Source organism: Mycobacterium sp. SMC-16, assembly GCF_046250085.1.
GTDB lineage: Bacteria > Actinomycetota > Actinomycetes > Mycobacteriales > Mycobacteriaceae > Mycobacterium > Mycobacterium phocaicum.
This window is the reverse complement of the sequence record NZ_CP176427.1, coordinates 4834245-4858778: the sequence shown is the minus strand read 5'-3', so window position 1 is coordinate 4858778 and position 24534 is coordinate 4834245. Positions and strand designations below refer to the sequence as shown.

The window sequence follows — 24534 nt, the reverse complement described above, 5'->3', positions numbered from 1 at the left end:
GTTCTAGTCCGTAGGTCAAGCCCTGCGGTCTAGCATCCACCTCATGGCCAGCGCTGCGGACCTCGTCATCGTCGGAAACATCCTGACCGTCGACCCCGACCGGCCCACCGCCGAGGCGCTCGCCGTAACCGATGGCCGGATCGTCGCCGTCGGGGCGCGTGCCGACGTGCAGGCGTGGATCGGCGCCGACACCGAGGTGCGTGAGGTCGACGGTTGCGTCCTGCCCGGTTTCGTCGAGGCGCACGGCCACCCGCTGATGGAGGCCGTGGTCCTGGGCGGCCGCATGGTCGACATCCGGCCCGTCACGATGCCCGACGCCGCGGACGTCGTGGCCGCGATCCACGCCGAAGTCGCCGCCCGCGGCGCCGACGGCGCCTACCTGAACGGCTGGGACCCGCTGCTGCAGCAGGGCCTGCCGGAGCTGACGCCGGCCTGGCTGGACGAGGCCGCGCCGGATGGTCCGCTGGTGATCGTGCACAACTCGGGGCACAAGGCGTACTTCAACTCGGCCGCAGCGCGGGCCGCCGGCCTGACCCGCGACACGCCGGATCCGCACGGCGCCAAGTACGGCCGGGACGCCGACGGCGAACTCGACGGCACCGCCATCGAAACGGGCGCGGTGTTCCCGCTGGTGACGGGAGTGCTGACGCCCAGCGACTATCCGGCGCTGCTGCTCGCCGAATGTGCGCGGCTGAACCAGGCCGGTTTGACGACGTGTTCGGAGATGGCGTTCGACCCGATGTTCCGGCCGGTCCTGGACCAGATGCGCGACAAGCTCACGGTGCGCCTCCGCACCTACGAGATGTCCACCGCGGCGCTGCACACCGATGCCTCGCCCGACAACGGCGACGACATGGTCCGGCAGGCCGGCATCAAGATCTGGGTCGACGGGTCCCCGTGGGTCGGCAACATCGACCTCACCTTCCCGTACCTGGACACCGAGGCCACACGCACCATCGGTGTGGTGCCCGGGTCGTGCGGCCACGCCAACTACACCCGCGAGCAACTCGCCGAGATCGTCCACACCTTCTTCCCGCAGGGCTGGCAGATGGCCTGTCACGTGCACGGCGACCACGGCGTCGACACCATCCTGGACGTCTATGAGGAAGCGCTGCAGCGCTGGCCGCGCGACGACCACCGCCTGCGGCTCGAGCACGTCGGCGCCATCACGCCGGAGCAGCTGCAGCGGGCGCACGATCTCGGCGTCACGTGCAGCGTGTTCGTCGACCAGATCCATTACTGGGGCGACGTCATCGTCGACGGGCTGTTCGGCCCGGAAAAGGGCGACGTGTGGATGCCGGCCGGGTCGGCGGTCGCGACCGGCATGCGGATCTCGTTGCACAACGACCCGCCCGTGACGCCCGAGGAGCCGCTACGCAACATCAGCGTCGCGGCCACCCGGGTCGCCCCCAGTGGACGCGTGCTGGCGCCGCAGGAACGGCTCACCGTCGACCAGGCGATCCGGGCGCAGACCATCGACGCGGCCTGGCAGCTGTTCTCCGACGACGTCATCGGTTCGCTGGAAGTCGGCAAGTACGCAGATCTGGTGGTGCTGTCCGCCGATCCGCGCACGGTGCCGCCGGACGACGTCGCCGACCTGGAGGTGCTCGCGACTTACCTGGCAGGACAACAGGTTCACGCCAAAGCCGACTGAGCGCGCGGCAGACGTGGCAGGCTCAGGACATGACTGAACTGTCGGCACCCCGATTCCTCGATGAACGTGTTGCCCACTGGGCCGCGACCATGCCAGACGAAGAGGCGATCACCTATCTGGGCCGGACCTGGACGTGGTCGCAGTGGAACGACCGGGTCCGCCGGCTGGCCGGTGCGCTGGCGGCCTGGGGCGTCAAACGCGGGGACGTCGTGGCGTTCCTGGACAAGAACCACCCCGCATGCGTCGAGCTGACGCTGGCCGCGGCGTCGCTGGGGGCCGCCAACGCGATCATCAACTTCCGGCTGGCCGCCGACGAGCTCGACTTCGTGCTGAACGACTGCGGCGCAAAGGTTCTCATCTTCGGCGCCGAACTCCGGCCGGCGGTTGACGCCATCGCCGACAAGCTGACGGCCGTCGAGCACATCGTCAGCGTGACGCCCGAGGGCGGAGACGGCGACGAGTACGAGGCGCTGCTGGCCGGCGCGACGCCGGTGGACCGCGCGCCCGACGTCCAGCCCGATGACGTGGCCATCATCATGTACTCGTCGGGCACGACGGGCCGGCCGAAGGGCGTCGCGCTCACGCAGGCCAACATGATCGCCCACACCATCAACGCCTTCGAGAGCTGGGAGAGCACGCCGGACGACAAGAACCTCGTGGCGATGCCGCTGTTCCACGTCGGCGGTTCGTCGTACATGCAGTACGGGCTGCACAACGGGGTGCCGAGCTACATGACGCGCGACGCCGACGGGGCGTCGCTCGCCGGCGGCATCCTGGCCGGCGCGAACCGTACGTTCCTCGTGCCGGCGGTGCTCGCCAAGGTGCTCGAGTCCGGGCCGGACGCGGTGAAGTTGTTCAGCGCGCTGAAGACCTACGCCTACGGCGCTTCGCCGATGCCGTTGCCGCTGCTGCGCCAGGCCCTGGCGGCGTGGCCCGAGACCGAGTTCATCCAGGTGTACGGCCTGACAGAGGTCTGCGGCGTCGTCAGCCGGCTGATGCCCGAGGACCACCGCGCCGACAACGAGGAGCGGCTCGTCAGCGCCGGCGTGCTGATACCGGAAGCCGAGGTGCGGGTCGTCAACCCCGAAACCCTCGAGGACGCGCCGGCCGGCGAACAGGGTGAATTGTGGTTCCGCACACCGACATTGATGAAGGAGTACCTGAACCGGCCCGACGCCACGGCCGAGGCCATCACGCCCGACGGCTGGTTCCGCACCGGGGACATCGGCCGCGTCGACGCCGACGGCTACATCTTCGTCGAGGACCGGCTCAAGGACATGATCATCTCCGGCGGCGAGAACATCTACTCCATCGAGGTGGAGCGGGTGCTCGCCGAACACCCGGCGGTGTCCGAGGTCGCGATCATCGGTGTGCCCGACGAGAAGTGGGGTGAATCGGTGAAAGCCGTTGTGACGCTTGAGGGAGAGGTGTCGGACGCCGACCTCATCGCGTTCGCCCGCGAACGCCTCGCCGCCTACAAGTGTCCGAAGACCATCGACTTCGTCGACGACATGCCCCGCAACCCCACGGGCAAGATCCTCAAGAAGGAACTCCGCAAGCCGTACTGGGAGGGGCGGGACCGCGCCACCGTGTGAGGCACGATAGAGGGGTGTCACCCGCTCTGCCTGCGCTCGACGAACTGATCGATCGCCTGTACGTCGTCTCGCTGCCCATGCGGGTCCGGTTCCGCGGCATCGACGTGCGTGAAGTCGCACTGATCGAAGGGCCTTGCGGCTGGGGTGAATTCGGCGCGTTCGTCGAGTATCAGCCGCCTGAAGCCGCGCACTGGCTGGCGTCCGGCATCGAGGCGGCGTACCGGCCGTCGCCCGCGCCGGTGCGCGACCGCATCCCGGTCAACGCCACGGTGCCCGCCGTCGAGGCGGCGCGGGTGCCCGAGGTCCTGGCCCGGTTCCCGGGGGCCCGCACCGCCAAGGTCAAGGTGGCCGAACCGGGCCAGGCGCTGGCCGACGACGTGGCCCGCGTCGAGGCCGTCCGGGCCCTGGTGCCGGTGGTTCGGGTCGATGCCAACGGGGGCTGGACCGTCGCGGAAGCGACGGCCGCGGCGCGGGCCCTGACCGCCTCTGGTCCGCTCGAATACCTGGAGCAGCCGTGCGCGACGGTGCCGGAACTGGCCCAACTGCGGCGCATGATCGATGTGCCGGTGGCGGCCGACGAGTCCATCCGCAAGGCCTCCGACCCGCTGCGTGTCGTCCGCGAGCGCGCGGCCGACGTCGCGGTGGTCAAGGTCGCGCCGCTGGGCGGGGTGTCCCGGTTGTTGGACGTGGCCCGTCAGATCGACATCCCGATCGTGGTGTCGAGCGCGCTGGATTCCGCGGTCGGGATGACGCGCGGGCTCCTGGCCGCCGGGTGTCTGCCGACGCTGCAGCACGCCTGTGGGCTGGGTACGGGCGGCTTGTTCGTGGAAGACGTTGCGGACGTGGCGCGTTCGGTCGACGGGTTCCTGCCCGTCGGGCCGGTGGCGCCGGACCCGGCGCGGTTGGCCGGCCTGGCGGCGGCCCCCGCGCGTCGGGACTGGTGGATCGAGCGTGTCCGGGAGTGCTACCCCGTGCTGGAGACTTTGCCCGTCAACTGAATTCGACGAGTGTGACCGGCGCGCGGAAGCGGGCCAACGCGGACAACCGGTAGGACTGCCGGGTGGCCCATGGCACGAGCTTGCCGCGGCCGGCCGGATAGCGCAGTTCGCTTACATTGCGGACACCCCGGATGGATTGCAAACGCGGGTATTGATCGGCGGTGAACCAGAAGGGCATCGGGGGCACGGTGTAGTGCTCGCTGAGCCGGAAGCCGCGGCGCTGCGAATACGCGCTCAGCAACCGCGGCACGCTGTCAAAGACCAACTGCCCGTTGGGAAACCGCGCGGCGCACGCGGCGATGAGGTCGAACACGACATCCGCCGTCAGATACTGGAACAGGCCTTCGGCGGTGATCACCACGCCATCGGAGTCGTCGACGGCGTCCATCCACGAGTGGTCCAGCGCGGACTGCGCGCAGTATCCGAGCCGATCAGGCGTCGGGAGTACCTGCTTCCGGAGTGCGATGATCGGCGCCAAATCCACTGACAACCAAGTCATTTCGCCGTTGTCCACGCGCCAGAAGCTGGTCTGCAGCCCCTCCGCCAGCGCCACGACGGTCGCGCGCGGATGAGCGGCCAGATAGTCGCGGGTGACCGCGTCGAACACCAGGGCCCGCAGTGCGGTGGCCTGATGCGTGCGGCCGAAATCCTGGTAGTCGTAATCGAGGCGGTCCCGCAGCGCGATCGCCATCGGGTCGTCGATGATGCCGTCGGGGCGGGCGGCCTCGGTGGCGCGTTGGTGCAACGTGAGGAGCGCGGTTTCGGATACGCCGTCGAGATGGCGGGCGTCGATGACTGGCATGGCGCCACCGTACGTCCACCGATCGGGTGGCTGTCAAAACCGGTCGCGAAAATCACCCGCCGCGCGGTGCCGCGATAACTGGCTGTCGCATAGGCGATTTCGCCCGGGCCACCGGGCCGGGAACTTTCTCGATGCATCCGCCGACTAGCTAGACGTACGGGTGCCGTGGGGGTATCCAGGGCGGTCGCGCCACCACGGTGCGCGGCCTGCTGTGCCGTGCGAGGAGACCGCGACGTGACTGTGCCGATCTGGATGGCCATGCCACCTGAGGTGCATTCGGCGTTGCTGACGGCCGGCCCGGGGCCGGGTTCACTGCTGGCCGCCGCCGCGCAATGGCAACAGCTGAGCGTGCAGTACGGTCAGGCAGCCGCCGAGTTGTCGACCGTCCTGGCCGACGTGCAGGGGAGCAGTTGGGAGGGGCTCAGCGCGGCCCAGTACGTCGCCGCGCACGTGCCGTACCTGGCCTGGCTGGAGGAGTCCGCGCTGGCGACGGCCGCGACGGCGGCACAGCATGAAACGGTGGCCGCCGCCTACGGCACCGCCGTCGCGACCATGCCGACGCTGGTGGAGCTGGCCGCCAATCATGTGACGAACGCCGCACTGGTGGCGACAAACTTCTTCGGTATCAACACGATTCCCATCGCGGTCAACGAGGCCGACTACGCGCGCATGTGGATACAGGCGGCCGACACCATGATCGTCTACCAAGCGGTCGCCGAGGTGGCCACGGCGGCGGTACCGCCCGCACAGCCGGCGCCGTCGATCGTCGCGCCCGGTGGGGAAGCCCGGCAACCGCTGTCGAACGCGCCCACCTCGCCGGGCCAACCACTGAGCGACCTCTGGCAGTTCCTCTCGCAACTCGGCACCACCGGCCAGGTCGACCAGATGCTCGAGAACTTCACACGCTTCTTCGAGCAGTTGGGCTTCAATCCCGCCACGTCCGCGGTGCTGGCCCTGGTGGCGTTGACGCTCTACGACATGCTCTGGTACCCCTACTACGCCTCCTACCTACTGCCACTGGCCTCGTTCTTCGCGCCGGCGCTCAGCGCGCTCGCGGCGCTGACGCTGGTGAAATCGCCAGTGCTGCCTGCCGTGGACGCGGCACCGGTGCCCGCCGAACCTGCCGTCGTTCAGCCCGCGGTGGTCGCGCCGCGCGCCCAGGGTGTGCCTCTCGTCCCCGGTATCCAGGTCGGTATGCCGCAGGCCTCCGGGCCCTCCGCGCCGGCGCCGATGACCGCCGGGGCCGGCGGCGCCGCGCCCGTAGCCAACCTGGTCTACGCCGTGCCCGGGCTGTCGCGACACGGGGCGGGGCCAGGGCCGGAATCGGGCAGTGAATCGCCCGATATCAGCACCGACAGCATCGATGCCGCAGCCTCCGCTCATGCCGTCGCCGCCGTCCGTGTCCGGGCCAAACGCGTGAGTCGAGCCCGGCGCGGAGCCCGGGGTTATCGCGATGAGCTTCCTGAGATGAAGGCCGATCTGACTGGCGCCGGCGACAATTCGCCGAGCGCACCCGTCGTCACGGCCGGCGCGCGCGGCGCGGGACCCGTCGGGTTCACCGGTGCGGTGACCACGGCGAGCACCGTACCGAACGGCATGGTGGAGCGGCTGCCGGCCGGTGCGAGCCCGTCGGCGCCATTGCTTCCGGCCACCTGGCTGTCCGGCGTGGCGGACGGGCGCGACCAGCAATAGCACGAATTGTGAAGGGGCGCGGAACTTTTCTCGAGGCCCTGACGACTAGATCAATTGAAGACAACAACCGAACGACTTTCTGCGTTGTGGGGCAATGAATTCCGCTGCCACACCGGCGTGGTGCAGCAAACTTGGGGAGGCGCGTCGATGACGCTCAATGTGCAGGGACGAGGGCTCGGAGCGCAGGTCGTCGGAATCGATCCGAGCAATCTGGGCAACATCTCGACCGACCAGCTCCGCGAAACCGTCTACGAGAACAAGCTTGTCGTCCTCAAGGGAGTCAAGCCGACACCCGCGCAGTTCATCGAGCTCGGCCGCATCCTCGGTGAGATCGTCACGTACTACGAGCCCGTGTACCACCACAACGAGCACCCGGAGATCTTCGTCTCATCCACCGAGGAAGGGCAGGGCGTGCCGCGCACCGGCGCGTTCTGGCACATCGACTACATGTTCATGCCCGAGCCCTTCGCGTTCTCCATGGTGATGCCGCTGACGGTCCCGGGCGCCGACCGCGGCACGTACTTCATCGACCTCAACAAGGTCTGGGAATCCCTGCCGCCGGCGCAGCAGGAGCCGGTGCGAGGCACCTTCAGCACGCATGATCCTCGGCGCCACATCAAGATTCGGCCCAGCGATGTGTACAAGCCGATCGGCGAGGTGTGGGACGAGATCAACCGCGCCACGCCACCGATCAAGTGGCCCACGGTGATCCGGCACCCACACACCGGCCAGGAAATCCTCTACATCTGCTCCACCGGCACCAGCAAGATCGAAGACGGTGACGGCGAAGTCCTCGACCCCACGGTCCTGCATGAACTCCTCACTGCCACCGGCCAGCTCGACGCCGAATTCGCGTCACCGTTCATCCATACGCAGCACTACGAGGTCGGTGACATCATCCTGTGGGACAACCGGGCGCTGATTCACCGGGCCAAACACGGCACTGCGACGGGCACACTGACGACGTATCGGCTGACCATGCTCGACGGCCTGGCGACGCCGGGGTACGCGGCATGAGCGCCCCCGAGCTGACCGCACCCGTCACCGAATGGCTTGACACCGAGCAGATTCCGGAAGAACTCCTGGCGCGAGTGCTGGAGCCCTACTCCTACAAAGGCTGCCGCTATCTCACGGACGCGACATACCGTGCCACCGGCGATTCGATGTTCGCGACGGGGAATTTCAGCATTCCCGAGTCGGTGTACATCCGCAGCACCGGGCACTTCAACGCCGTCGAACTGGTGCTGTGCTTCAACCAGCTCGCCTACTCGGCGTTCGCGCCCGCGGTCCGCCACGGCGAGATCGACGGCTTCCGGGGCTGGACGCTCGATGACTATTTCGAGAACCAGTTGGCCAGCATGCTGATCCGGTCCACCGCGTCGCGCTACAAACGGCAGATCGATGCGCGCAAGTTCTCCGCCCGACTGACATGCGAAGGCATCGAAGTCGTCGAGCGGACCTGGCGGTACCTGAAAGTGCCGTGCGCCATCGAGTTCCACGACGACGACGGCGGATCCGCGTCCGGCGAATTCGAACTCGCGATCCTCAACATCCCGTGAGCACCGTATTGGGGCGGCTGCTCGCGCAGGCGCAGCAGCACCCGCAGGCCATCGCGCTGCGGCGCTGTGACGGAACCAGCGCCGTCACGTACGGCCGGCTCCCCGCGGTGGTGAATCGGCTGGCCGCCGAGTTGCTGGACCACGGCGTTTCTCGCGGTGGCCGGGTATTCGTGATGTCCGACAACGGCCCCGAGACCTACGTCGCGGTGCTGGCGTGCGCACAACTCGGTGCCATCGCGGTGCTGGTGGATCGTGGTGTCCCGACCGCGACCGTCGCGCGCTTCGGCGACATCACCGGCCCCAGTGCGGTTCTCCTGACCCCGGGCGCGGACGCGACGGCACTGCCGAGTGCTCTCGGCGCGATCCCGGTGATCCTCGTCGACGTCGCGGAGCACAGAGACGACGCGCCCGTCGTCGCGCCGGCGGAACTGGGCGCCGACGATCCGCTGGCGATGATCTTCACCAGCGGCACCACCGGTGAGCCGAAAGCCGTACTGCTGGCCAATCGCACGTTCTTCGCCGTGGCCGACATCCTGGCGCGCGAGAACCTCACCTGGATCAGCTGGGTGGTGGGAGAAGCCACGTACTCGCCGCTGCCGGCCAGCCACATCGGCGGCCTGTGGTGGATCCTGAACTGCCTGATGCATGGCAGTGAATGTGTGACCGGCGGTGAGAATCCACGTCGCTGGCGGAGGTTCTCACCGCGAACCAGATCGCCTCGACCTGTCTGGTGCCCACGCTGCTGACGCGACTGGTGTCGGAGGTCAAGGCGGGTGTCGCGCTGCCGCCGCTGCGGATGATCGGCTACGGAGGCTCGCGTGCCATCGCGGCCGACGTGCACTTCGTCGAAGCGGCCGGCGTTCATGCGGCTCAGGTCTTCGGCCTGAGCGAAACAGGTTGTACCGCATTGTGTCTGCCGACGTCAGACGGATCGATCACCCGGATCGAGGCCGGCGCCGTAGGGCGGCCCTACCCCGGGGTCGAGGTCCGGCTGACCGGTGGAGACAGCGCTGACTCGGGCACGTTGTGGATCAAGTCACCGGCAAACATGTTGGGGTACTGGAACAATCCCGAGCGCACCGCTGAAGTCCTGGTCGACGGCTGGGTGAACACCGGCGACATCTTCGAGCGCGGTGCCGACGGGTACTTCTACATCAAGGGCCGGTCCGCGGAGATGATCATCTCCGGCGGCGTCAATGTCGCACCCGACGAGGTGGACCGCATCGCCGAGAGCGTCCCCGGTGTCGGCGCGGCGGCCTGCTTCGAAATCCCCGATGCCGAGTTCGGCGCGCTGATCGGCCTGGCGGTGATCCCGTCCGGGGAACTCGACGAAGGCCAGGCCCGCAAGCTCAAGCAGGCCATCGCGGCGCGCTATCGGGCGGAATCGGAGTCGATGGCCAGGCCGTCGACCATCACGCTGGTGACCGAGATACCGAGGACGCAGTCCGGCAAGGTCATTCGCACCGCACTGGCAGCGGCGGTCCATGGCTGACGGGCTCCGCGAACGCGTCCTGGCCGCTGTCGGCGACGTGCTCTACATCGACGCATCCGATCTGTTCGACGGCGACGCCACCGATCTGCGCGAGCTCGGGTTGGATTCGGTGCGGTTCGTCCTGCTGATGAAACGCCTTGGGGTGGATCGGGAATCGGAGCTGCTGAAGTGTCTGGCGCGTGAGCTGACGATCGCAGGCTGGGTCCGAGAGCTGGAGGGCATCCGTGGCGGCGTCTGACGACGGCCGGATTCCGCTGAGCATCTAGCAGCAGAACATCTATCACGGGGTGCTGCAGGACCCTGATCCCGCGCTGTATCTGATCGGCAAGAGTTACCGGTTCCGGCCGCTGGCGCCGGCGGCATTCCTGTCGGCGCTGGAAAACATGGTGCTGGACAACCCGATTCAGCTGTGCGTGCTGGAGCCGCCGGCGACCGGCGACGGCTATCCTGAGCTCGTCGCCCGGCTGCGGTTCGAGGACATCGCCCGCGTACAGCCCGGGCCAACTCGAACAGCGCCGGGGGAGCTGTGGGCCGACGGCATACTCGGTACCCCATTGGTGCGCTATGTCGTGCACACCGACGCCGACGGCCGGGTGGTGGGGATGGACGCACAGAGCCACCACATCCTGCTCGACGGCGCGGCGACCGCGATCATCGAAGCCGACCTGGCCCGGCATCTGGACGGGCCCGAGCAGAAGGCCGGCGCCGCAGCGGGTTTGGGGCTCCTTGCGGCGGCACACCGCAGTGAGCACGGGAAAGTGGCGGAATCCACCGAACGCCACGTCGGCGCGGTGCGTCGCGAACTGACCGACGGAGCCCGGCGCGGCAGTTCCGCGCCGGGCTCGGACGATGCGGCGCTCGGCACCGCCGGCCGCGGCGTGCTGCGGGAATCATGTCGAGTCGCTGACCGTGCCTATGACGAGATCGTCGCGCTCGCGGAGACCCGGCAGGTGCCGCTGAACATCCTTGTCGCGGCCGCCGCGACGGCGGTGCACGCGAGTCTGAGCCAGAGCACCGAGGCTCACCTCGTGCACCCGGTGGACAACCGCTTCGGCGCGCCGGAGTTGAATGTCGCCACCTGTCTGGTGAATTCGGTCGCGCACCCGGTTCGATTCGCGCCGTTCGCCGCGGTCCGGGACGTGGTGACCGCGATCGACCGGGGCTACGTCAAAGCGCTGCGACGCCGGTGGTTCCGTGAAGAGCGGTACCGCCGTATGCATCTGGCGATCACCCGCGGCGCACCCGTCGACGCACTGACGGTCAATTACCTGCGCGGCCGGTCCGCTGCGGAGCTGAGCCCGTACTTGTCCGAAGCCCCGGTGGTCACCGATATCGGTCCGGTGGAAGGGATGACGGTGGCCTGCGTCCACGATGAAGCGCGGCGCACCATCGACTTCGCCATCTGGACCCGGGACGATCAACCCGAAGGTGCGGGCCAAACCGGCGTCGTCGACCGCATCGTCGCGGCCCTGCGAGCGATGGACGCGCACTGGGACCTACCGATCGCGCTGACCGTCGGCGAGTGGTCCGGGCTCGCCGCCGACGGCCGGCTCGAAGCGGGCAGCGGGATACCGGTGCAACGACCAGCCGGTGCGGGCGGATGGTTCCTCGACGTGGATCTCGGCCAGTGCCGCGGACCCGGCGTCGACCAGTGGATCGCCGAGATCGTCGGCCGCGGTGTCGATCCCGGCGACGTACTGGTCTTCGTCGACGACGATTCCCAGCGTGCGGTCGAGCTCCTGATTGCCTGCCACCTGGCAGGCTGCGGCTACAGCGTCTGCGCGACACCCGGCGACGTGGCTGCACGCGTCGAGGCCATCGCCGAGCAGTGCGCCATCGGTGCACACGCGGTCGAGCTCATCGGCCCTCGCGCCGAGTTGGACGGCGCGACACGACAAGTCGTCGAAGAACGCATCGGCAAGGTTGGCCGCGACCACCTGCTGGGCTCCCGGCTCGCGTACGTGATGCCGACGTCCGGCTCGACGGGGAACCCCAAACTTGTTCCCGTGACGCACGGTTCGCTGGCGATCTTCTGTGCCGCGGCGCGGGACGCCTACGGCTGGGGGCCGGCGGACACCATCCTGCAGTGTGCCCCGCTGACCTCGGACATCAGCGTCGAGGAGATTTTCGGCGCCCTGTCGTGTGGCACGCGCGTGGTGCGGTCCGCCGGGATGCGCGCCGGTGACATGCCCGCGTTGACGCGCGATGTCGCGGCGCACCTCGCCACCGTGCTCGACCTGCCCGCCGCGGTCTGGCACCTGCTGTGCGAGGACGACGCGGCGTTGGCGGCGCTGGGCGGCTCGGCGCTGCGCCAGGTGATCATCGGCGGGGAGGCCGTCCGCCCGGCTGCTGTCGACAAATGGCTGGATTCGGCTGCGGGCCAAGGTATCTCGCTGGTCTCGACGTACGGCCCGACCGAGACGACGGTGGTCGTCACGCACTTGCCGATCGGTGCCGATGAACCCGCGCGTGCCAGGGCGCGGCTAGGGCGCCCGCTGGTACCCGGCTCGGTGTTCGTCGCGTTCGGCGAGGTCGTTGTCGTCGGGGAGCTGGTGTCGGCCGGCTACATCGGGCTGGACAACGCGAGCTTCGGCACCGTGCAGGCGCCGGACGGCTCCCGGCAGCGGGTGTTCGCCACCGGCGACCGCGTGACGCCAGACGGCGGCCATCCCGTGCTGGCCGGGCGCCGTGACGCCGTGGTCAAGATCGCCGGTAGGCGGTTCGACACCGCCGCGCTGCTGCGCAAGTTGGCGGCGGCCCCCGAGATATCCGATGTCGCCGTGGAACCGGCCGGAAACGGCCTGGGTATCTGGTTCCAATCCGCACTGACCCGCACCGGACACGACGATCCGGCTGCACGTGCCCGAGTTCGGAGCCTGGCAAGAGGCCAAGGGACACCGGCGTTCTCCGTCTTCGGCGTCCCGGGCATCCCACGACAGCCCAATGGAAAAGTCGACCGCGCGAAACTCACTGCGAACATTGAGGTTCCGTGCGACGAAGCCGATCAGGATCCGCGGGCCGCCGCGCTTGCCGAGCTGTGGAGCCGGATGCTGGAACGTCCCATCGGGCCCAGCGCATCGCTGTTGGATGAGGGCATCGGGTCACTGGACCTGATCCGGATCCTGCCGGAGACGCGACGATTCCTCGACTGGCAGCTGTCCATTCTCGATCTGATCGGTGCGGACTCCGCGGCCAATGTCGTCGACCGCCGGCCTGACATCGACACCTGGATGGACGACGAGACCGCGGCCCAGATCGCCGACGATCTGGCGGCGGTGGGGCACCCGGCGGCACCGGCCGCCCGCGAGCGCTCACGCGGGGGCAGCGCACAGACCGTCGTGATCCTGGGTGCCTCGGGCATTCTCGGCACCGGCTTCGCGCAGGCGATTCTCGACCGCAGACATGCCGGCCTCGACTGCCCCGACGTCGTGTTCGCTGCCAGATCACCACTGCCCGAACACAACCCGTGGTCCGGTGCGCAATCGGTCGACGGCGTCGACGTCGTGCGGATACCTGACCACCTCACCGCCGCGGAGCTGGGTGCGCTTCTGGACAGCGTCGGCGCCCGCACCGTCGTGAACTGCATCGGCAACACGAATGTGTTGGTGCCCTACCACCGGCTGCGGGCCGCCAACGTGTCGGCGGTGGCGTCGTTCGCCGATGCGTGTGCGCGGCGCGGCGCCGGTTTGGTGCAGCTGTCGACCTTCGTGGTCAACGCCGACGTGACGGCGCCCCGCGTCACCGACCCCCGCCACGCGCCGTACCCCTATGCCGCGTCGAAGGCGTTGGCGGAGATCGCCGTGTCCCGCGCCGCGAGCGATCTGGACTTCTCGGTGGTGCGGCTGCCCCGGGTGCTGGGCGACGCCCGCCAACTCGCGCAATCGTCGGACATCCTGGTCGCGATGGTCGATGCCTGCACCACGCTGCGGATGTGCCCGGTGGTGCCCGTCACCGAAGAGGTCACCACCGGCGTGGCCGCCGCCCACAGCATTCTCGGTCTGCTTCCGCAGCTGTCACCGGCGGTCGAGCTGGGCCGCGGCATGGCGGTACTGCGCGGCGAGAAAGTCTCCTACACAGCGTTTCTCGGCAGCCTCGGATTCGAGGCCATCGCCCTCGCGGAGTGGAAGGACCGGCTGGACCGCAGCGGGTGGGCCGCCCGAAATCCGCAGCGCTGGGCGGTACTCGATGCGTGGGTCGGGTTGGGTGCCAGATTGCGGGGCCGCACGTATGCCGACTATCTGGCCGAATATCCCAGTGTCGACGTCGATTTCGCGGCTGTCGCGGAATGCACCAGTGCGCCTGAGCCACTTCGCGGTGTCTTCGGCGCTGATCAGATTGTGAGGAAATGACATTGACGGATGTGACTCAGCCCCGGCAGGAGGCACCGGAAGTCGGCACCAGCCATCTCGACATCACCGGAATGTCGTGCGTCATGTGTGCCCGCCGCGTGCAGAAGACACTCAACAAGATCGACGGCGTGCACGCGTCGGTCAGTTTTGCCACCAAGACCGCCACCATCGAGACCGCCCGTGACGTCGGCCCGGCCGAACTGTGCGACGCCGTCGTGGCAGCGGGCTATGGCGCCGTACCACGCGCCGAGGCGCCCGTGGTGGAGGACTCGGCGCGCGGCCCACTGCAGCGGCTCGTCGGCAGCCTGCTCGGCCGCGGGTAGCGACAGGTTTGTCCTAATTTGTGGGCCCCATGGCGTAGACGCCATGGGGCTGGGCGTCGCACGATAGAGGCGTGACGCGATCTGTGGTGCTGCTCGGCTTTCGCGGGGTGCAGGCCCTCGACGTCGTCGGCCCGTTCGAGGTGTTCACCGGTGCCACGCTGCAGCTGGCTGCGATGGGACGGAGCGACGACGGCTACGCGCCGGTCCTGGCCGCGGCCGACGGCGGTCCTGTCACCACCTTGACCGGGCTCGAGTTCGTCACCAAGCCGCCGCCCGACCCGAACGAACCGATCGACACCATCGTGCTGCCCGGCGGCATGGGGGTCGACGAAGCCCGGGCCGACCCCGCCGTCATCGACTGGATTCGCACCGCCGCACCGCACGCGCGCCGCATCGTCAGCGTCTGCAACGGCGCGTTCCTCGCCGCGGAGGCCGGCCTGCTCGACGGCTGCTCGGCTACCACGCACTGGGCCTCGGCAGAGAAACTGGCCAGTGAATTCCCCTGCATCGCAGTCGATGCCGATCCGATCTTCGTCCGCAGCTCGGATCAGGTGTGGACGGCGGCGGGCGTCACCGCGGGCATCGATCTGGCACTGGCGCTCGTCGAAGACGACTACGGCACCGACGTCGCCCAGAACGTCGCCCGGTGGCTGGTGCTGTACCTGCGCCGGCCCGGCGGGCAGACGCAGTTCGCGCCGCCGGTCTGGATGCCGCGCGCCAAGCGGGAACCGATTCGCGACGTGCAGGAGCTCATCGAGGCCGAACCCGCTGGGGCGCACAGTGTTCCGGAGCTGGCGCGCGCCGCTGCGATGAGCCCGCGGCACTTCACCCGGACGTTCACCGCCGAGGTGGGGGAGCCGCCGGCGGCGTACGTCGAGCGGGTCCGCACCGATGCGGCCCGTCGGCAGCTCACCGAGACCGACGACACCGTCACCGCCATCGCCGCGCGGTGCGGCTTCGGCAGCGCCGAGACGCTGCGTCGCAGTTTTGTTCGGCGCGTTGGGGTTTCACCAGATCAGTACCGCAGAACTTTCGCGCACGCGAGGAGCAGAGAAGGCGCGAGGTAGGGAGAAATCATGCAAGTTGCCATCGTCCTGTACCCGGGGTTCACGGCCCTCGACTTCATCGGGCCCTATGAGTCGTTGCGCTGGCTGCCGGATACCGAGGTCCGGTTCGTCTGGCACGAGCCGGGCCCGATCGTCGCCGACTCCGGCGTGCTGCTGGTGGGCGCCACCCACTCGTTCGACGAGACGCCGACGCCCGACATCATCCTGATCCCGGGCGGCTTCAGCACCCTGGAGCACGCGCGCGACGAGAAGCTGCTGGACTGGCTGCGGCGAGCCCACGAGACCACCACGTGGACGGCGTCGGTGTGCTCCGGTTCGGTGATCCTGGGCGCGTCCGGACTGCTGAAGGGCAAGCGCGCGACGTCGCACTGGGCGGCCGTGCAGCTGCTGCGCACGTTCGGCGTCGAACCCGTCACCGATGAGCGCATCGTGCAGTCGGCCGACCGCATCGTCACCTGCGCGGGTGTCTCGGCCGGCATCGACCTCGGCCTGTGGCTGGCCGCCCAGATCGCCGGTGAGGACAAGGCCAAGGCGATCCAGCTGTCCATGGAATACGACCCGCAACCGCCGTTCGACTCCGGGCACATGTCGAAGGCCTCGGCGGCCACCAAGGCCAGTGCGACGGCCCTGATGTCGCGTGAGCTCCTCAAGCCGACGGCACTCAAGCACACCACGGCACTGCTGTGGGACCAGGCCGTCAAAAAGGTCCGTTCCCGCCGTTGACCTCGCGATTTGTGCACGATTTTCCGCGCCCACCGCGGAAAATCGTGCACAAATCCCGGGTCCAGTAACCTCGGCCGGGTGAATCTGGCATACGACGACCGTGGCGGATCCGGCGAGCCGGTGCTGTTCATCGCGGGACGGGGCGGCGCGGGCCGCACCTGGCACCTGCATCAGGTACCGGCGTTTCAGCGGGCCGGCTTCCGCTGCATCACGTTCGACAACCGCGGCATCGGCGCCACTGAGAACGCCATCGGCTTCTCCACCGACCAGGCGGTCGCGGACACGGCGTCGTTGATCAACAAGGTCGTCGGCGGCCCGGTGCGCGTCGTCGGGGTGTCGATGGGGTCCTTCATCGCCCAGGAGCTCATGGTCGCCCGGCCCGAGCTGGTGTCCTCTGCGGTGCTCATGGCCACGCGCGGCCGGGAGGATCGCGCCCGCACGTTCTTCCGGGAGGCCGAGCGCGCGCTGCTGGCCGCCGGTATCGAGCTGCCGCCCGAGGTGGACGCGAAAAACCGGCTGCTGGAGAACTTTTCACCCAAGACCCTGAACGACGACCGTGCCGTCCAGGACTGGATCGAGATGTTCACCATGTGGCCGACCAAGCCGACTCCGGGGCTGCGCGCGCAGCTGGCCGTCGCGCCGGAGACCAACCGGCTGCCGGCCTACCGCCAGATCGCGGTGCCGGTACAGGTCATCGGCTTCGCCGACGACGTCGTGCTGCCTCCGCATCTGTCCAAGGAGGTGGCCGACGCGATCCCGCTGGGCCGCTACCTGGAAATCCCCGACGCCGGGCACCTCGGCTTCATCGAGCGTCCCGATGCGGTGAACGCCGCCATGTTGGAATTCTTCGCCGCCAACCCGGTGTGACACGCTGTAGCAATGAACCCGTCGACGATTCAGGCGCGGGTCGTCGTCGACGAACTGATTCGCGGCGGCGTCCGCGATGTGGTGCTGTGCCCCGGTTCGCGTAACGCTCCGCTGGCGTTCGCGCTGGCCGACGCCGACCGGGCCGGCCGCTTGCGGCTGCATGTCCGTATCGACGAGCGCACCGCCGGTTACCTGGCGGTCGGCCTCGCGGTGTCCGCCGGCTCACCGGTGTGCATCGCGATGACGTCGGGCACCGCGGTGGCCAATCTCGGCCCGGCGGTGATCGAGGCCAACTACGCCCGCGTGCCGCTGATCGTGCTGAGCGCCAACCGGCCGTACGAGCTGCTGGGCACCGGCGCCAACCAGACGATGGAACAGCTCGGCTATTTCGGCAATCAGGTGCGGGCCACCATCAGCCTCGGCCTGGCCGAGCCGACGGCCGACGTGGCCGCGGCCAACGCGCAGTGGCGGTCGGCGACGTGCCGGGTCCTGGTGGCGGCCAAAGGTTCTCGTACCGCCAATGCCGGACCCGTGCAGTTCGACATCCCGCTGCGGGAGCCGCTGGTCCCGGACACCGCCGAAGATGGCCCCTACGCGCCGGAAGGCCGTCCCGACGGCCGGCCGTGGACCTACACCCCGCCCGTCACGTTCGACCAGCCCCTCGAGATCGACCTGACGGCCGACACCGTCGTCATCGCGGGCCACGGCGCGGGCCGCCACGAGAACCTGGCGCACCTGCCGACCGTCGCCGAACCGACGGCGCCCCCGGCCGACAACCCGCTGCACCCGCTCGCGCTGTCGCTGGTCCGGCCGCAGCAGGTGATCATGCTGGGCCGGCCCACGCTGCACCGGCCGGTCTCCACCTTGCTGGCCGACCCGCACACGCCCGTCTACGCGCTGACCACCGGCCCGCGCTGGCCCGACGTGTCGGGCAACTCGCAGGCCACCGGCACCCGCGCCATCACGTCGGGGACGCCGGATCCGTCCTGGCTCGCGAAGTGTGCCGAAGCCAACACCCGCGCCGAGCACGCCGTGCGTGACCAGCTCGCGGCCTACGAACTGACCACCGGCCTGCACGTGGCGGCCGCCGTCGCCGACGGTCTGCGGCCCGGTGACCAACTGGTGCTCGGCGCCTCCAACCCGGTGCGTGACGCCGCTCTCGTCGGGCTGAACTCGCACGGCATCTCGGTACGGTCCAACCGCGGCGTCGCCGGTATCGACGGCACGGTATCCACCGCGATCGGCGCCGCGCTCGCCCACGCCTCGGGCCGGACCGTGGCGCTCATCGGTGACCTGACCTTCGTCCACGACAGCTCGGGCCTGCTGATCGGCCCCACCGAGCCGACACCGAAGGCGCTGACCATCGTGGTCTCCAACGACAACGGCGGTGGCATCTTCGAGCTGCTGGAGCAGGGTGATCCCCGGTTCTCCGACGTGTCGTCGCGCATCTTCGGCACCCCGCACGACGTCGACGTCGCCGCCCTGTGCCGGGCGTACCACGTCGAGTGCCGGCAGGTGGAGGCCGACGGACTGGCCGCCGCGCTGCGCGAACCGTTCGAGGGGATGCGGGTGCTGGAGGTCAAGGCCGACCGGTCCACCCTACGGTCGTTGCACGCTTCGATACGGGCGGCGATCAAGGCCGCTCCGTGATTCCCGAACCCCTGCGCTGCCGGTTGAACACGTTGTGGGACAACCTGATTCTGCGCCTCTTCGGCAACGGCAAGGAGACCCGGTCACAGCGGGTCATCCGCCGGATCCGGATCGGCATCGTCATCATGGCCTGCCTGGTGACACTGCAGTCGGTGCTGCTGGTGCTGGGGGCGTGGCGCAACGATCAGCAGATCGAGCACAACATGGGGACGGCGGCCGCCGAGGTGCTCTCGGCCGGTCCGCGGCGCTCCACCATCGAGTTCGTGACGCCCGACCGCGTCACCTACCGGCCCGAGCTGGGCGTGCTGTACCCGTCCGAGCTGGAAACCGGGATGCGCATCTACGTCGAATACGACCGCAGCAACCCGGACCTGGTGCGGGTGCAGAACCGCAACGCGTCGCTGGCCGTCATCCCGGCCGGCTCGATCGCCGTCGTCGGCTGGTTGGTCGCCGGTGTGCTGCTCGGCATCGTCACTCTCGTGCAGCGCCGACTGGGTTAGGTCTGCCGTCCCGCCGTCAGCTTCGCCAGCCACTCGGTTTCCTGGATGTCCACCACGGTGTTGCCGGTGAGGTCGTACACCGTGGGTGTGCCGGCGTCGCCGTCGCGGATCTCCTGCAGCCGGGTCTCGTTGGTCATCGTCATCTCGTCGGTGTCGACGGCGTGTTCACCGAACTGGATGGTGGCCACCGCCTCGGCGCTGACGCCGGAGTCGGCGGCCCAGCCCGCGAGCTGACCGTCCGACGGCGCCGACCCGCCCGGATTCTGGTGGCCCCACAGCGTCGCGACGTACGCCTGCAGGGCGGGCGCCGACGTGCCGTGTGCTGCGGCGAGGAACATCGCGTTGGCGACCTTGGCCGAATAGCCGTACTCGGTGTCCAGGAAGGTCACCGGGCGGTAGGTGACGGTCAGCAGACCGAGGGCGATCATGCTCTTCATCTCCGGCCCGTCGGTGTCCTGCAGGTGCGCGCAGTGAGTGCATTGCGGCTCGGTGTACACCTCGATCTGCGCGGGGGCGTCGGGCCGGCCCGCGATGATGCCGAAGCCGTCCGCGGTGAGGGTGACGCCCGGCAGATCCGGGTCCCGCAGTGCCGATCCGGTGACGGTGCGGCCGCAGCCGGTTGATGCGGTGAGAAGCGCCAGCGCGGTGGCCAGAACAAGGATCAGCCGAGGTAGACGCATGCCGACCCCTTTCTCGCCGCGGTGCGACAGACGATACCGGTGGTACCCGAGTTGTGCGTGTCTTCGCGTCGCGGATCCCTGACGGTCACCTGACGGTCAGGCTGCGCTGCCAGCCTGCAGGTGTGCGAGTTGCGATCGTGGCGGAGTCCTTTCTCCCGAATGTCAACGGCGTCACCAATTCGGTGCTCCGGGTGCTGGAGCACCTCCACCGGAACGGCCATGAGGCGCTGGTCATCGCGCCCGACACGCCCCGGGGGGAAACGCCCGCGGACACGTTCCACGGCGATGTGCCCGTGCACCGTATCCCGTCCCGGATGTTCCCCAAGGTGACGTCGTTGCCGCTGGGTGTGCCGCGGCCGCGAATGGTGCGGGTACTGCGCGATTTTCAGCCTGACGTGGTGCACTTGGCGTCGCCGGCGCTGCTGGGTTACGGCGGGCTGCACGCCGCGCGCTTCCTCGGCATCCCGACCGTCGCGGTGTTTCAGACCGACATCGCCGGTTTCGCGCAGAGTTACGGCGTCGGCATGATGACGAAAACCGCGTGGGCCTGGAACCGGCACCTGCACTCGCGTGCCGACCGGACCCTGGCGCCGTCCAGCGCGACGATGGAAGACCTTGTCACCCATCGCATTCCGCGCGTCCACAAGTGGGGTCGCGGCGTCGACGTCACGGGTTTCGCGCCGTCGGCGCGCAGCGCCGCGCTGCGGGCGCAGTGGTCGCCCGAAGGCAAGCCGGTGGTGGGTTTCGTCGGCCGTCTGGCGCCGGAGAAGCACGTGGAGCGGCTGGCCGCGCTGGCCGGCCGCGACGACCTGCAGCTTGTCGTGGTCGGCGAGGGCATCGACCAGACCAAGCTCGAAAAACTCATGCCCACAGCAGTTTTCACCGGCGCACTGTACGGCCGGGAACTGGCCACGGCATACGCCAGCATGGACGTTTTCGTGCACCCGGGGGAGCACGAGACCTTCTGTCAAGCCGTCCAGGAGGCCATGGCGTCCGGTCTGCCGGTCATCGCGCCCGACGCCGGCGGCCCGCGTGACCTGGTGACGCCCATGCACACCGGATTGCTCTTGCCGGTAGCGGATTTCGAGGCGGCGCTGCCGGCCGCGGTCGATCACCTGCTCGCCGAGCGGTCCCGCTACTCGCTCGCCGCCCGCCGCAGCGTGCTGGGCCGCACCTGGCCCGCCGTGTGCGACGAACTGCTCGGCCACTACGCCGCCGTCCTCGGCGAGCGCCGCGCACTCGCTGCCTAGTCATCTCCCGCGAGCATTTCCGCGCACGCCACCTCCCGCGAGCGTGCGTGTTTGCACGGCGACACACCGCATTTGGTGTACAAAAACGTCCCGCTCGCGGCCGCCGAGCGCGACGAAACTGCACATGCTGATCGAGCGTGCGCAGAAACACGCACGCTCGATCAGAGAAGATCAGCTCACATGGACCAGGTCGTACACATACGAGCGGTCGTCCTTGCGACTCACCCACGCACCCTCGGGCGGCAGGTAACCGAACCCCGCGTGGTCGAACGGGCGACTCGACACCGCACCACGCTCCGTGCACACCACCCATCCGAAGTGCGGCAGCCGTCGGCACCAGATGTCCAGATCGACCCGCTTGTACGACGGAAACCCGTGCGCCTCGCCGTCTTCGGTGAACTCATAGGTCAACCCGTCGTCCCGTCGGACGAATTTCAATCCCGCCATCGGAGTTCCTTCGTTCAGCCCTGCGCCAGCTCGGACACCGGCTGCCACTCTTCCCAGGTGCGCAACCGGTTTTCGTAGTCGGTCTTGGCGATCTGCAGCGGTGCGCTGCCGAAAAAGACTCGCAGCGGCGGCTTTTCGGCGTCGACGATCTTGAGCACCGCGGCCGCCGAGGCCTCCGGGTTGCCCGGTACCGCATTGCGCTCGCTGCGCCAGCGCGCGACATCTGCCCGAAGTCCTTCGTACTCCGGCAGTTCCGTGGTCCGCTTCGCCGACGCGCCGCCCCAGTCGGTCGAGAAGCCACCGGGCTCGATCAAGGTGACGTGAATACCGAACCGCTCCACTTCGGCGGCCAGCGACTGTGAGAAACCCTCGAGCGCCCACTTGGACGCGTGGTACGCGCCGAGGCCCGCGAATGCGCTGATGCCACCGATCGAGGACACCTGGATGATGTGCCCGCTGCCCTGCGCCCGCAGGTACGGCAGCGCCGCCTGCGTGATCCACAGCGCGCCGAACACGTTGGTTTCGATCTGGTCCCGCGCCTCGGCCTCCGACAACTCCTCGATGAAACCGAACTGGCCGTAGCCCGCATTGTTGACGACGACGTCCAGCCGGCCGAAGTGCTCGTGCGCCGCCTTCACAGCGGCGAAGTCGGCGTCGCGGTCGGTGACGTCGAGCGCGATGGGCAACAGCGCGTCGCCGTACTTGGCGACGAGGTCGTCGAGCGTCGACACGTCCCGCGCCGTCGCGGCCACCTTGTCGCCGCGCTCCAGCGCCGCGGCCGTCCACTCGCGTCCGAACCCGCGCGATGTCCCCGTGATGAACCAGACTTTTTGACCCATGCGGCTTACAGCTCCCGTGGTGGCCGTTCCATTCCCGGGGCCGCCGCAGACGCGGGGCGCAGGACCAGCCGGTAGCGTCATATCCGTGAGTCGCGCGTCATTGGAGAAGGATCCGCACGAGGTTGCGTCGATGTTCGACGGCGTCGCCCGTCGCTATGACATCACCAACACCGTGCTGTCCCTGGGTCAGGACCGGTTCTGGCGGCGGCAGACGCGCGCCGCGCTGGGCATCGGCCCAGGTGACAAGGTTCTGGACCTCGCCGCCGGGACGACGGTGTCGACCGTCGAGCTCGCGACGTCGGGCGCCTGGTGTGTGGCCTGCGACTTCTCGGTCGGGATGCTCGCCGCCGGCGCAGCCCGCAACGTCCCGAAGGTGGCCGGTGACGCCACCAAGCTGCCGTTCGACGACGGCGTCTTCGACGCGGTGACCATCAGCTTCGGGCTGCGCAACGTCGTCGACTTCAGCGCCGGCCTGCGCGAGATGGCCCGGGTGACGCGGCCCGGCGGCCGCCTGGTGGTGTGCGAGTTCTCCACGCCCACCAACCGCCTCTTCGCGACGGCCTATAAGGAGTACCTGATGAAGGCGCTCCCGACGATGGCCACCGCGGTGTCGTCCAACCCCGGGGCGTACGTCTATCTCGCCGAGTCGATCCGGGCGTGGCCCGATCAGGACGACCTGGCCTGCAAGATCGAGGCGGCCGGCTGGTCGCAGGTGCGCTGGCGCAACCTGACCGGAGGGATCGTCGCGCTGCACGCCGCTGTCAAGCCGTGAGCCTGCCCGTCCTCGCCGTCGCCGGCTTCCTCGGTGCGGGCAAGACCACGCTGCTGAACCACCTGCTGCGTAACGGCCGCGGGGCGCGAATCGGCGTGCTGGTCAACGACTTCGGGTCCGTCAACATCGACGCGATGCTGGTCGCCGGTCAGGTCGACGCCATGGCGTCACTGTCCAACGGGTGCATCTGCTGTGTCGCCGAGGACGGTGAGGTGGCTGAGATGCTGGGCAAGCTGGCCGCCGTCCGCCCGGCCCTGGATCTGATCGTGGTGGAGGCCAGCGGCGTCGCCGAGCCGCCCGCGGTGGCGCGCACCATCATGACGGCCGATTCGGATGACTTCCACTACGCCGGCCTGATCCTGGTGGTCAACGGATGCGAGCCGGAGTTCGGGCACGGGCTGCCGGTGGCCGACCTGGTGGTGCTCAACCGGGCAAGTGAAGTCGCCGACGTCGACGCCGTGCTGGCCCGGATTCGCGCGCAGAATCCGCGAGTCCCCGTGCAGCCCACCGATTTCGCGCGCATCGACCCGACGCTGCTTATCGACATTCCGGAACGCGCCCCGCAGGCCCAGCTGTCGTTCGACGAGCTGCTGCACGACGATCACGACCACGACCATCCCGTCTACCAGTCCGTCGAATACATCACCGGCGACGTGCTGAACCCGCGCCGCTTGCTGGCCCTGCTGCGTGACCGGCCCGAAGGGCTTTACCGGGCAAAGGGTTTCGTCGACTTCGGCGCCGGACACCGATACCTGCTGCAGCTGGTGGGCGGCTCCCTGCGGCTGCAGAAGCGGCGCGGCACCGGCACCCAACTGGTGTGCATCGGCACCGGCATGGACACCGAGAAGGTGCGGGCGGCGCTGCACGAGTGCACCACCGAACCGGCCGACGAGAACGCCATCCTCGGAGTCCACAAGTACGTGATGCCGTAGGCCCCGGATATCCTGACTCCTCACCTGAGTTCGAGGAGATGTGTTGTTCAAGGTCAATGAGTACTTCGATGGCAAGGTCGCATCGATCGCGTTCGCGCCCGCCGAGGGCCCCGCGACCGTCGGCGTCATGGCGGTCGGCGAATACGAATTCGGCACCTCGAGCCGCGAGATCATGCACGTGGTGTCCGGCGCCCTGACCGTCAAGCTGCCCGGCAGCGACGAGTGGGAAACCTTCGCCGCCGGAACGCAATTCACCGTGCCGGCCGACAGCAAGTTCGGCGTCCGCGTCGAGGTCGAGACCGCCTACCTCTGCGAATACCGGTAACTTTCCGCCCACGGTGAA

22 protein-coding genes and 1 pseudogene are annotated in these 24534 nt (G+C 68.8%); 19 read left to right on the top strand and 4 right to left on the bottom strand.

All coding sequences use genetic code 11. The features are described 5' to 3' along the window. The first annotated feature begins 43 nt into the window (after positions 1–43). From ACJEIK_RS23605 to ACJEIK_RS23595, 3 genes are all read left to right on the top strand, one after another. Positions 44–1654, top strand: a complete 1611-nt coding sequence (locus tag ACJEIK_RS23605) for an amidohydrolase (protein WP_406784799.1) — start codon at positions 44–46, stop codon at positions 1652–1654. A 29-nt stretch (positions 1655–1683) separates the two neighbouring features. Further along, a complete protein-coding gene (locus ACJEIK_RS23600; RefSeq protein WP_409430372.1) occupies positions 1684–3249 on the top strand; it encodes a long-chain-fatty-acid--CoA ligase in 1566 nt (521 codons plus the stop codon). Between the two features lie 77 nt (positions 3250–3326). After that, positions 3327–4247, top strand: a complete 921-nt coding sequence (locus tag ACJEIK_RS23595) for an o-succinylbenzoate synthase (RefSeq protein WP_409431751.1) — start codon at positions 3327–3329, stop codon at positions 4245–4247. Here ACJEIK_RS23595 and ACJEIK_RS23590 read toward each other — a convergent pair. After that, positions 4240–5049, bottom strand: coding sequence for a class I SAM-dependent methyltransferase (locus ACJEIK_RS23590; RefSeq protein ID WP_409430371.1), 810 nt, complete (start codon positions 5047–5049; stop codon positions 4240–4242). The two genes, ACJEIK_RS23595 and ACJEIK_RS23590, sit on opposite strands and share 8 nt — an antisense overlap. A 252-nt stretch (positions 5050–5301) precedes the next feature. Here ACJEIK_RS23590 and ACJEIK_RS23585 point away from each other — a divergent pair, with 252 nt between their 5' ends. From ACJEIK_RS23585 to ACJEIK_RS23530, 12 genes and pseudogenes are all read left to right on the top strand, one after another. Next, complete coding sequence (locus ACJEIK_RS23585) at positions 5302–6741, top strand: PPE domain-containing protein (protein ID WP_409431750.1); 1440 nt, start codon at positions 5302–5304, stop codon at positions 6739–6741. Between the two features lie 147 nt (positions 6742–6888). Beyond that, a complete protein-coding gene (locus ACJEIK_RS23580) occupies positions 6889–7758 on the top strand; it encodes a TauD/TfdA dioxygenase family protein (protein ID WP_409430370.1) in 870 nt (289 codons plus the stop codon). After that, positions 7755–8300 carry an FcoT family thioesterase gene (locus ACJEIK_RS23575; RefSeq protein WP_409430369.1) on the top strand — a complete coding sequence of 182 codons (546 nt, stop codon included), beginning with the start codon at positions 7755–7757 and terminating at the stop codon, positions 8298–8300. The genes ACJEIK_RS23580 and ACJEIK_RS23575 overlap by 4 nt, the downstream gene beginning before the upstream one ends. After that, positions 8297–9792: pseudogene (gene fadD10, locus ACJEIK_RS23570) on the top strand (fatty acid--CoA ligase FadD10). The gene ACJEIK_RS23575 and the pseudogene fadD10 overlap by 4 nt, the downstream one beginning before the upstream one ends. Then, a complete protein-coding gene (locus ACJEIK_RS23565) occupies positions 9785–10030 on the top strand; it encodes an acyl carrier protein (protein WP_406784804.1) in 246 nt (81 codons plus the stop codon). Before fadD10 ends, ACJEIK_RS23565 begins: the two are co-directional and overlap by 8 nt. Before the next feature lie 37 nt (positions 10031–10067). Further along, positions 10068–14141, top strand: coding sequence for an AMP-binding protein (locus ACJEIK_RS23560; RefSeq protein ID WP_409431749.1), 4074 nt, complete (start codon positions 10068–10070; stop codon positions 14139–14141). Beyond that, positions 14138–14464, top strand: a complete 327-nt coding sequence (locus ACJEIK_RS23555) for a heavy-metal-associated domain-containing protein (protein WP_409430368.1) — start codon at positions 14138–14140, stop codon at positions 14462–14464. Before ACJEIK_RS23560 ends, ACJEIK_RS23555 begins: the two co-directional genes overlap by 4 nt. A gap of 71 nt (positions 14465–14535) precedes the next feature. Beyond that, positions 14536–15531 carry a GlxA family transcriptional regulator gene (locus tag ACJEIK_RS23550; protein ID WP_064858458.1) on the top strand — a complete coding sequence of 332 codons (996 nt, stop codon included), beginning with the start codon at positions 14536–14538 and terminating at the stop codon, positions 15529–15531. Positions 15532–15540: 9 nt separating this feature from the next. Next, positions 15541–16254, top strand: a complete 714-nt coding sequence (locus ACJEIK_RS23545) for a DJ-1/PfpI family protein (protein ID WP_061009517.1) — start codon at positions 15541–15543, stop codon at positions 16252–16254. Positions 16255–16332: 78 nt separating this feature from the next. Beyond that, positions 16333–17121, top strand: a complete 789-nt coding sequence (locus ACJEIK_RS23540; RefSeq protein ID WP_061003332.1) for an alpha/beta fold hydrolase — start codon at positions 16333–16335, stop codon at positions 17119–17121. 12 nt (positions 17122–17133) lie between these two features. Then, a complete protein-coding gene (menD, locus tag ACJEIK_RS23535) occupies positions 17134–18771 on the top strand; it encodes a 2-succinyl-5-enolpyruvyl-6-hydroxy-3-cyclohexene-1-carboxylic-acid synthase (RefSeq protein ID WP_064858459.1) in 1638 nt (545 codons plus the stop codon). Further along, entirely contained in the window at positions 18768–19271 is a 504-nt protein-coding gene (locus tag ACJEIK_RS23530; RefSeq protein WP_061003336.1) for a DUF3592 domain-containing protein, read from the top strand. The genes menD and ACJEIK_RS23530 overlap by 4 nt, the downstream gene beginning before the upstream one ends. Here ACJEIK_RS23530 and ACJEIK_RS23525 read toward each other — a convergent pair. Continuing rightward, positions 19268–19951 carry a DsbA family protein gene (locus ACJEIK_RS23525; RefSeq protein WP_406801502.1) on the bottom strand — a complete coding sequence of 228 codons (684 nt, stop codon included), beginning with the start codon at positions 19949–19951 and terminating at the stop codon, positions 19268–19270. The genes ACJEIK_RS23530 and ACJEIK_RS23525 overlap by 4 nt on opposite strands. A gap of 122 nt (positions 19952–20073) precedes the next feature. Here ACJEIK_RS23525 and ACJEIK_RS23520 point away from each other — a divergent pair, with 122 nt between their 5' ends. Next, a complete protein-coding gene (locus ACJEIK_RS23520; protein WP_409430367.1) occupies positions 20074–21201 on the top strand; it encodes a glycosyltransferase family 4 protein in 1128 nt (375 codons plus the stop codon). Between the two features lie 171 nt (positions 21202–21372). Here ACJEIK_RS23520 and ACJEIK_RS23515 read toward each other — a convergent pair whose 3' ends face one another. Then, a complete protein-coding gene (locus ACJEIK_RS23515) occupies positions 21373–21648 on the bottom strand; it encodes a hypothetical protein (protein ID WP_064858463.1) in 276 nt (91 codons plus the stop codon). A gap of 14 nt (positions 21649–21662) precedes the next feature. After that, positions 21663–22487: an SDR family oxidoreductase gene (locus ACJEIK_RS23510; protein WP_346417129.1), complete on the bottom strand. Its 825-nt coding sequence runs from the start codon at positions 22485–22487 to the stop codon at positions 21663–21665. 85 nt (positions 22488–22572) lie between these two features. Between ACJEIK_RS23510 and ACJEIK_RS23505 the strand changes: the two genes are divergently transcribed. From ACJEIK_RS23505 to ACJEIK_RS23495, 3 genes are read left to right on the top strand one after another with little or no spacing between them, the layout of a single operon-like run. After that, positions 22573–23259 (top strand): demethylmenaquinone methyltransferase, encoded by a 687-nt coding sequence (locus tag ACJEIK_RS23505; RefSeq protein WP_409430366.1) that lies wholly within the window; start codon positions 22573–22575, stop codon positions 23257–23259. Continuing rightward, a complete protein-coding gene (locus tag ACJEIK_RS23500) occupies positions 23256–24191 on the top strand; it encodes a CobW family GTP-binding protein (protein ID WP_406784812.1) in 936 nt (311 codons plus the stop codon). Before ACJEIK_RS23505 ends, ACJEIK_RS23500 begins: the two co-directional genes overlap by 4 nt. Before the next feature lie 43 nt (positions 24192–24234). Beyond that, complete coding sequence (locus tag ACJEIK_RS23495) at positions 24235–24516, top strand: pyrimidine/purine nucleoside phosphorylase (protein WP_409430365.1); 282 nt, start codon at positions 24235–24237, stop codon at positions 24514–24516. The last annotated feature ends 18 nt before the right edge of the window (positions 24517–24534 follow it).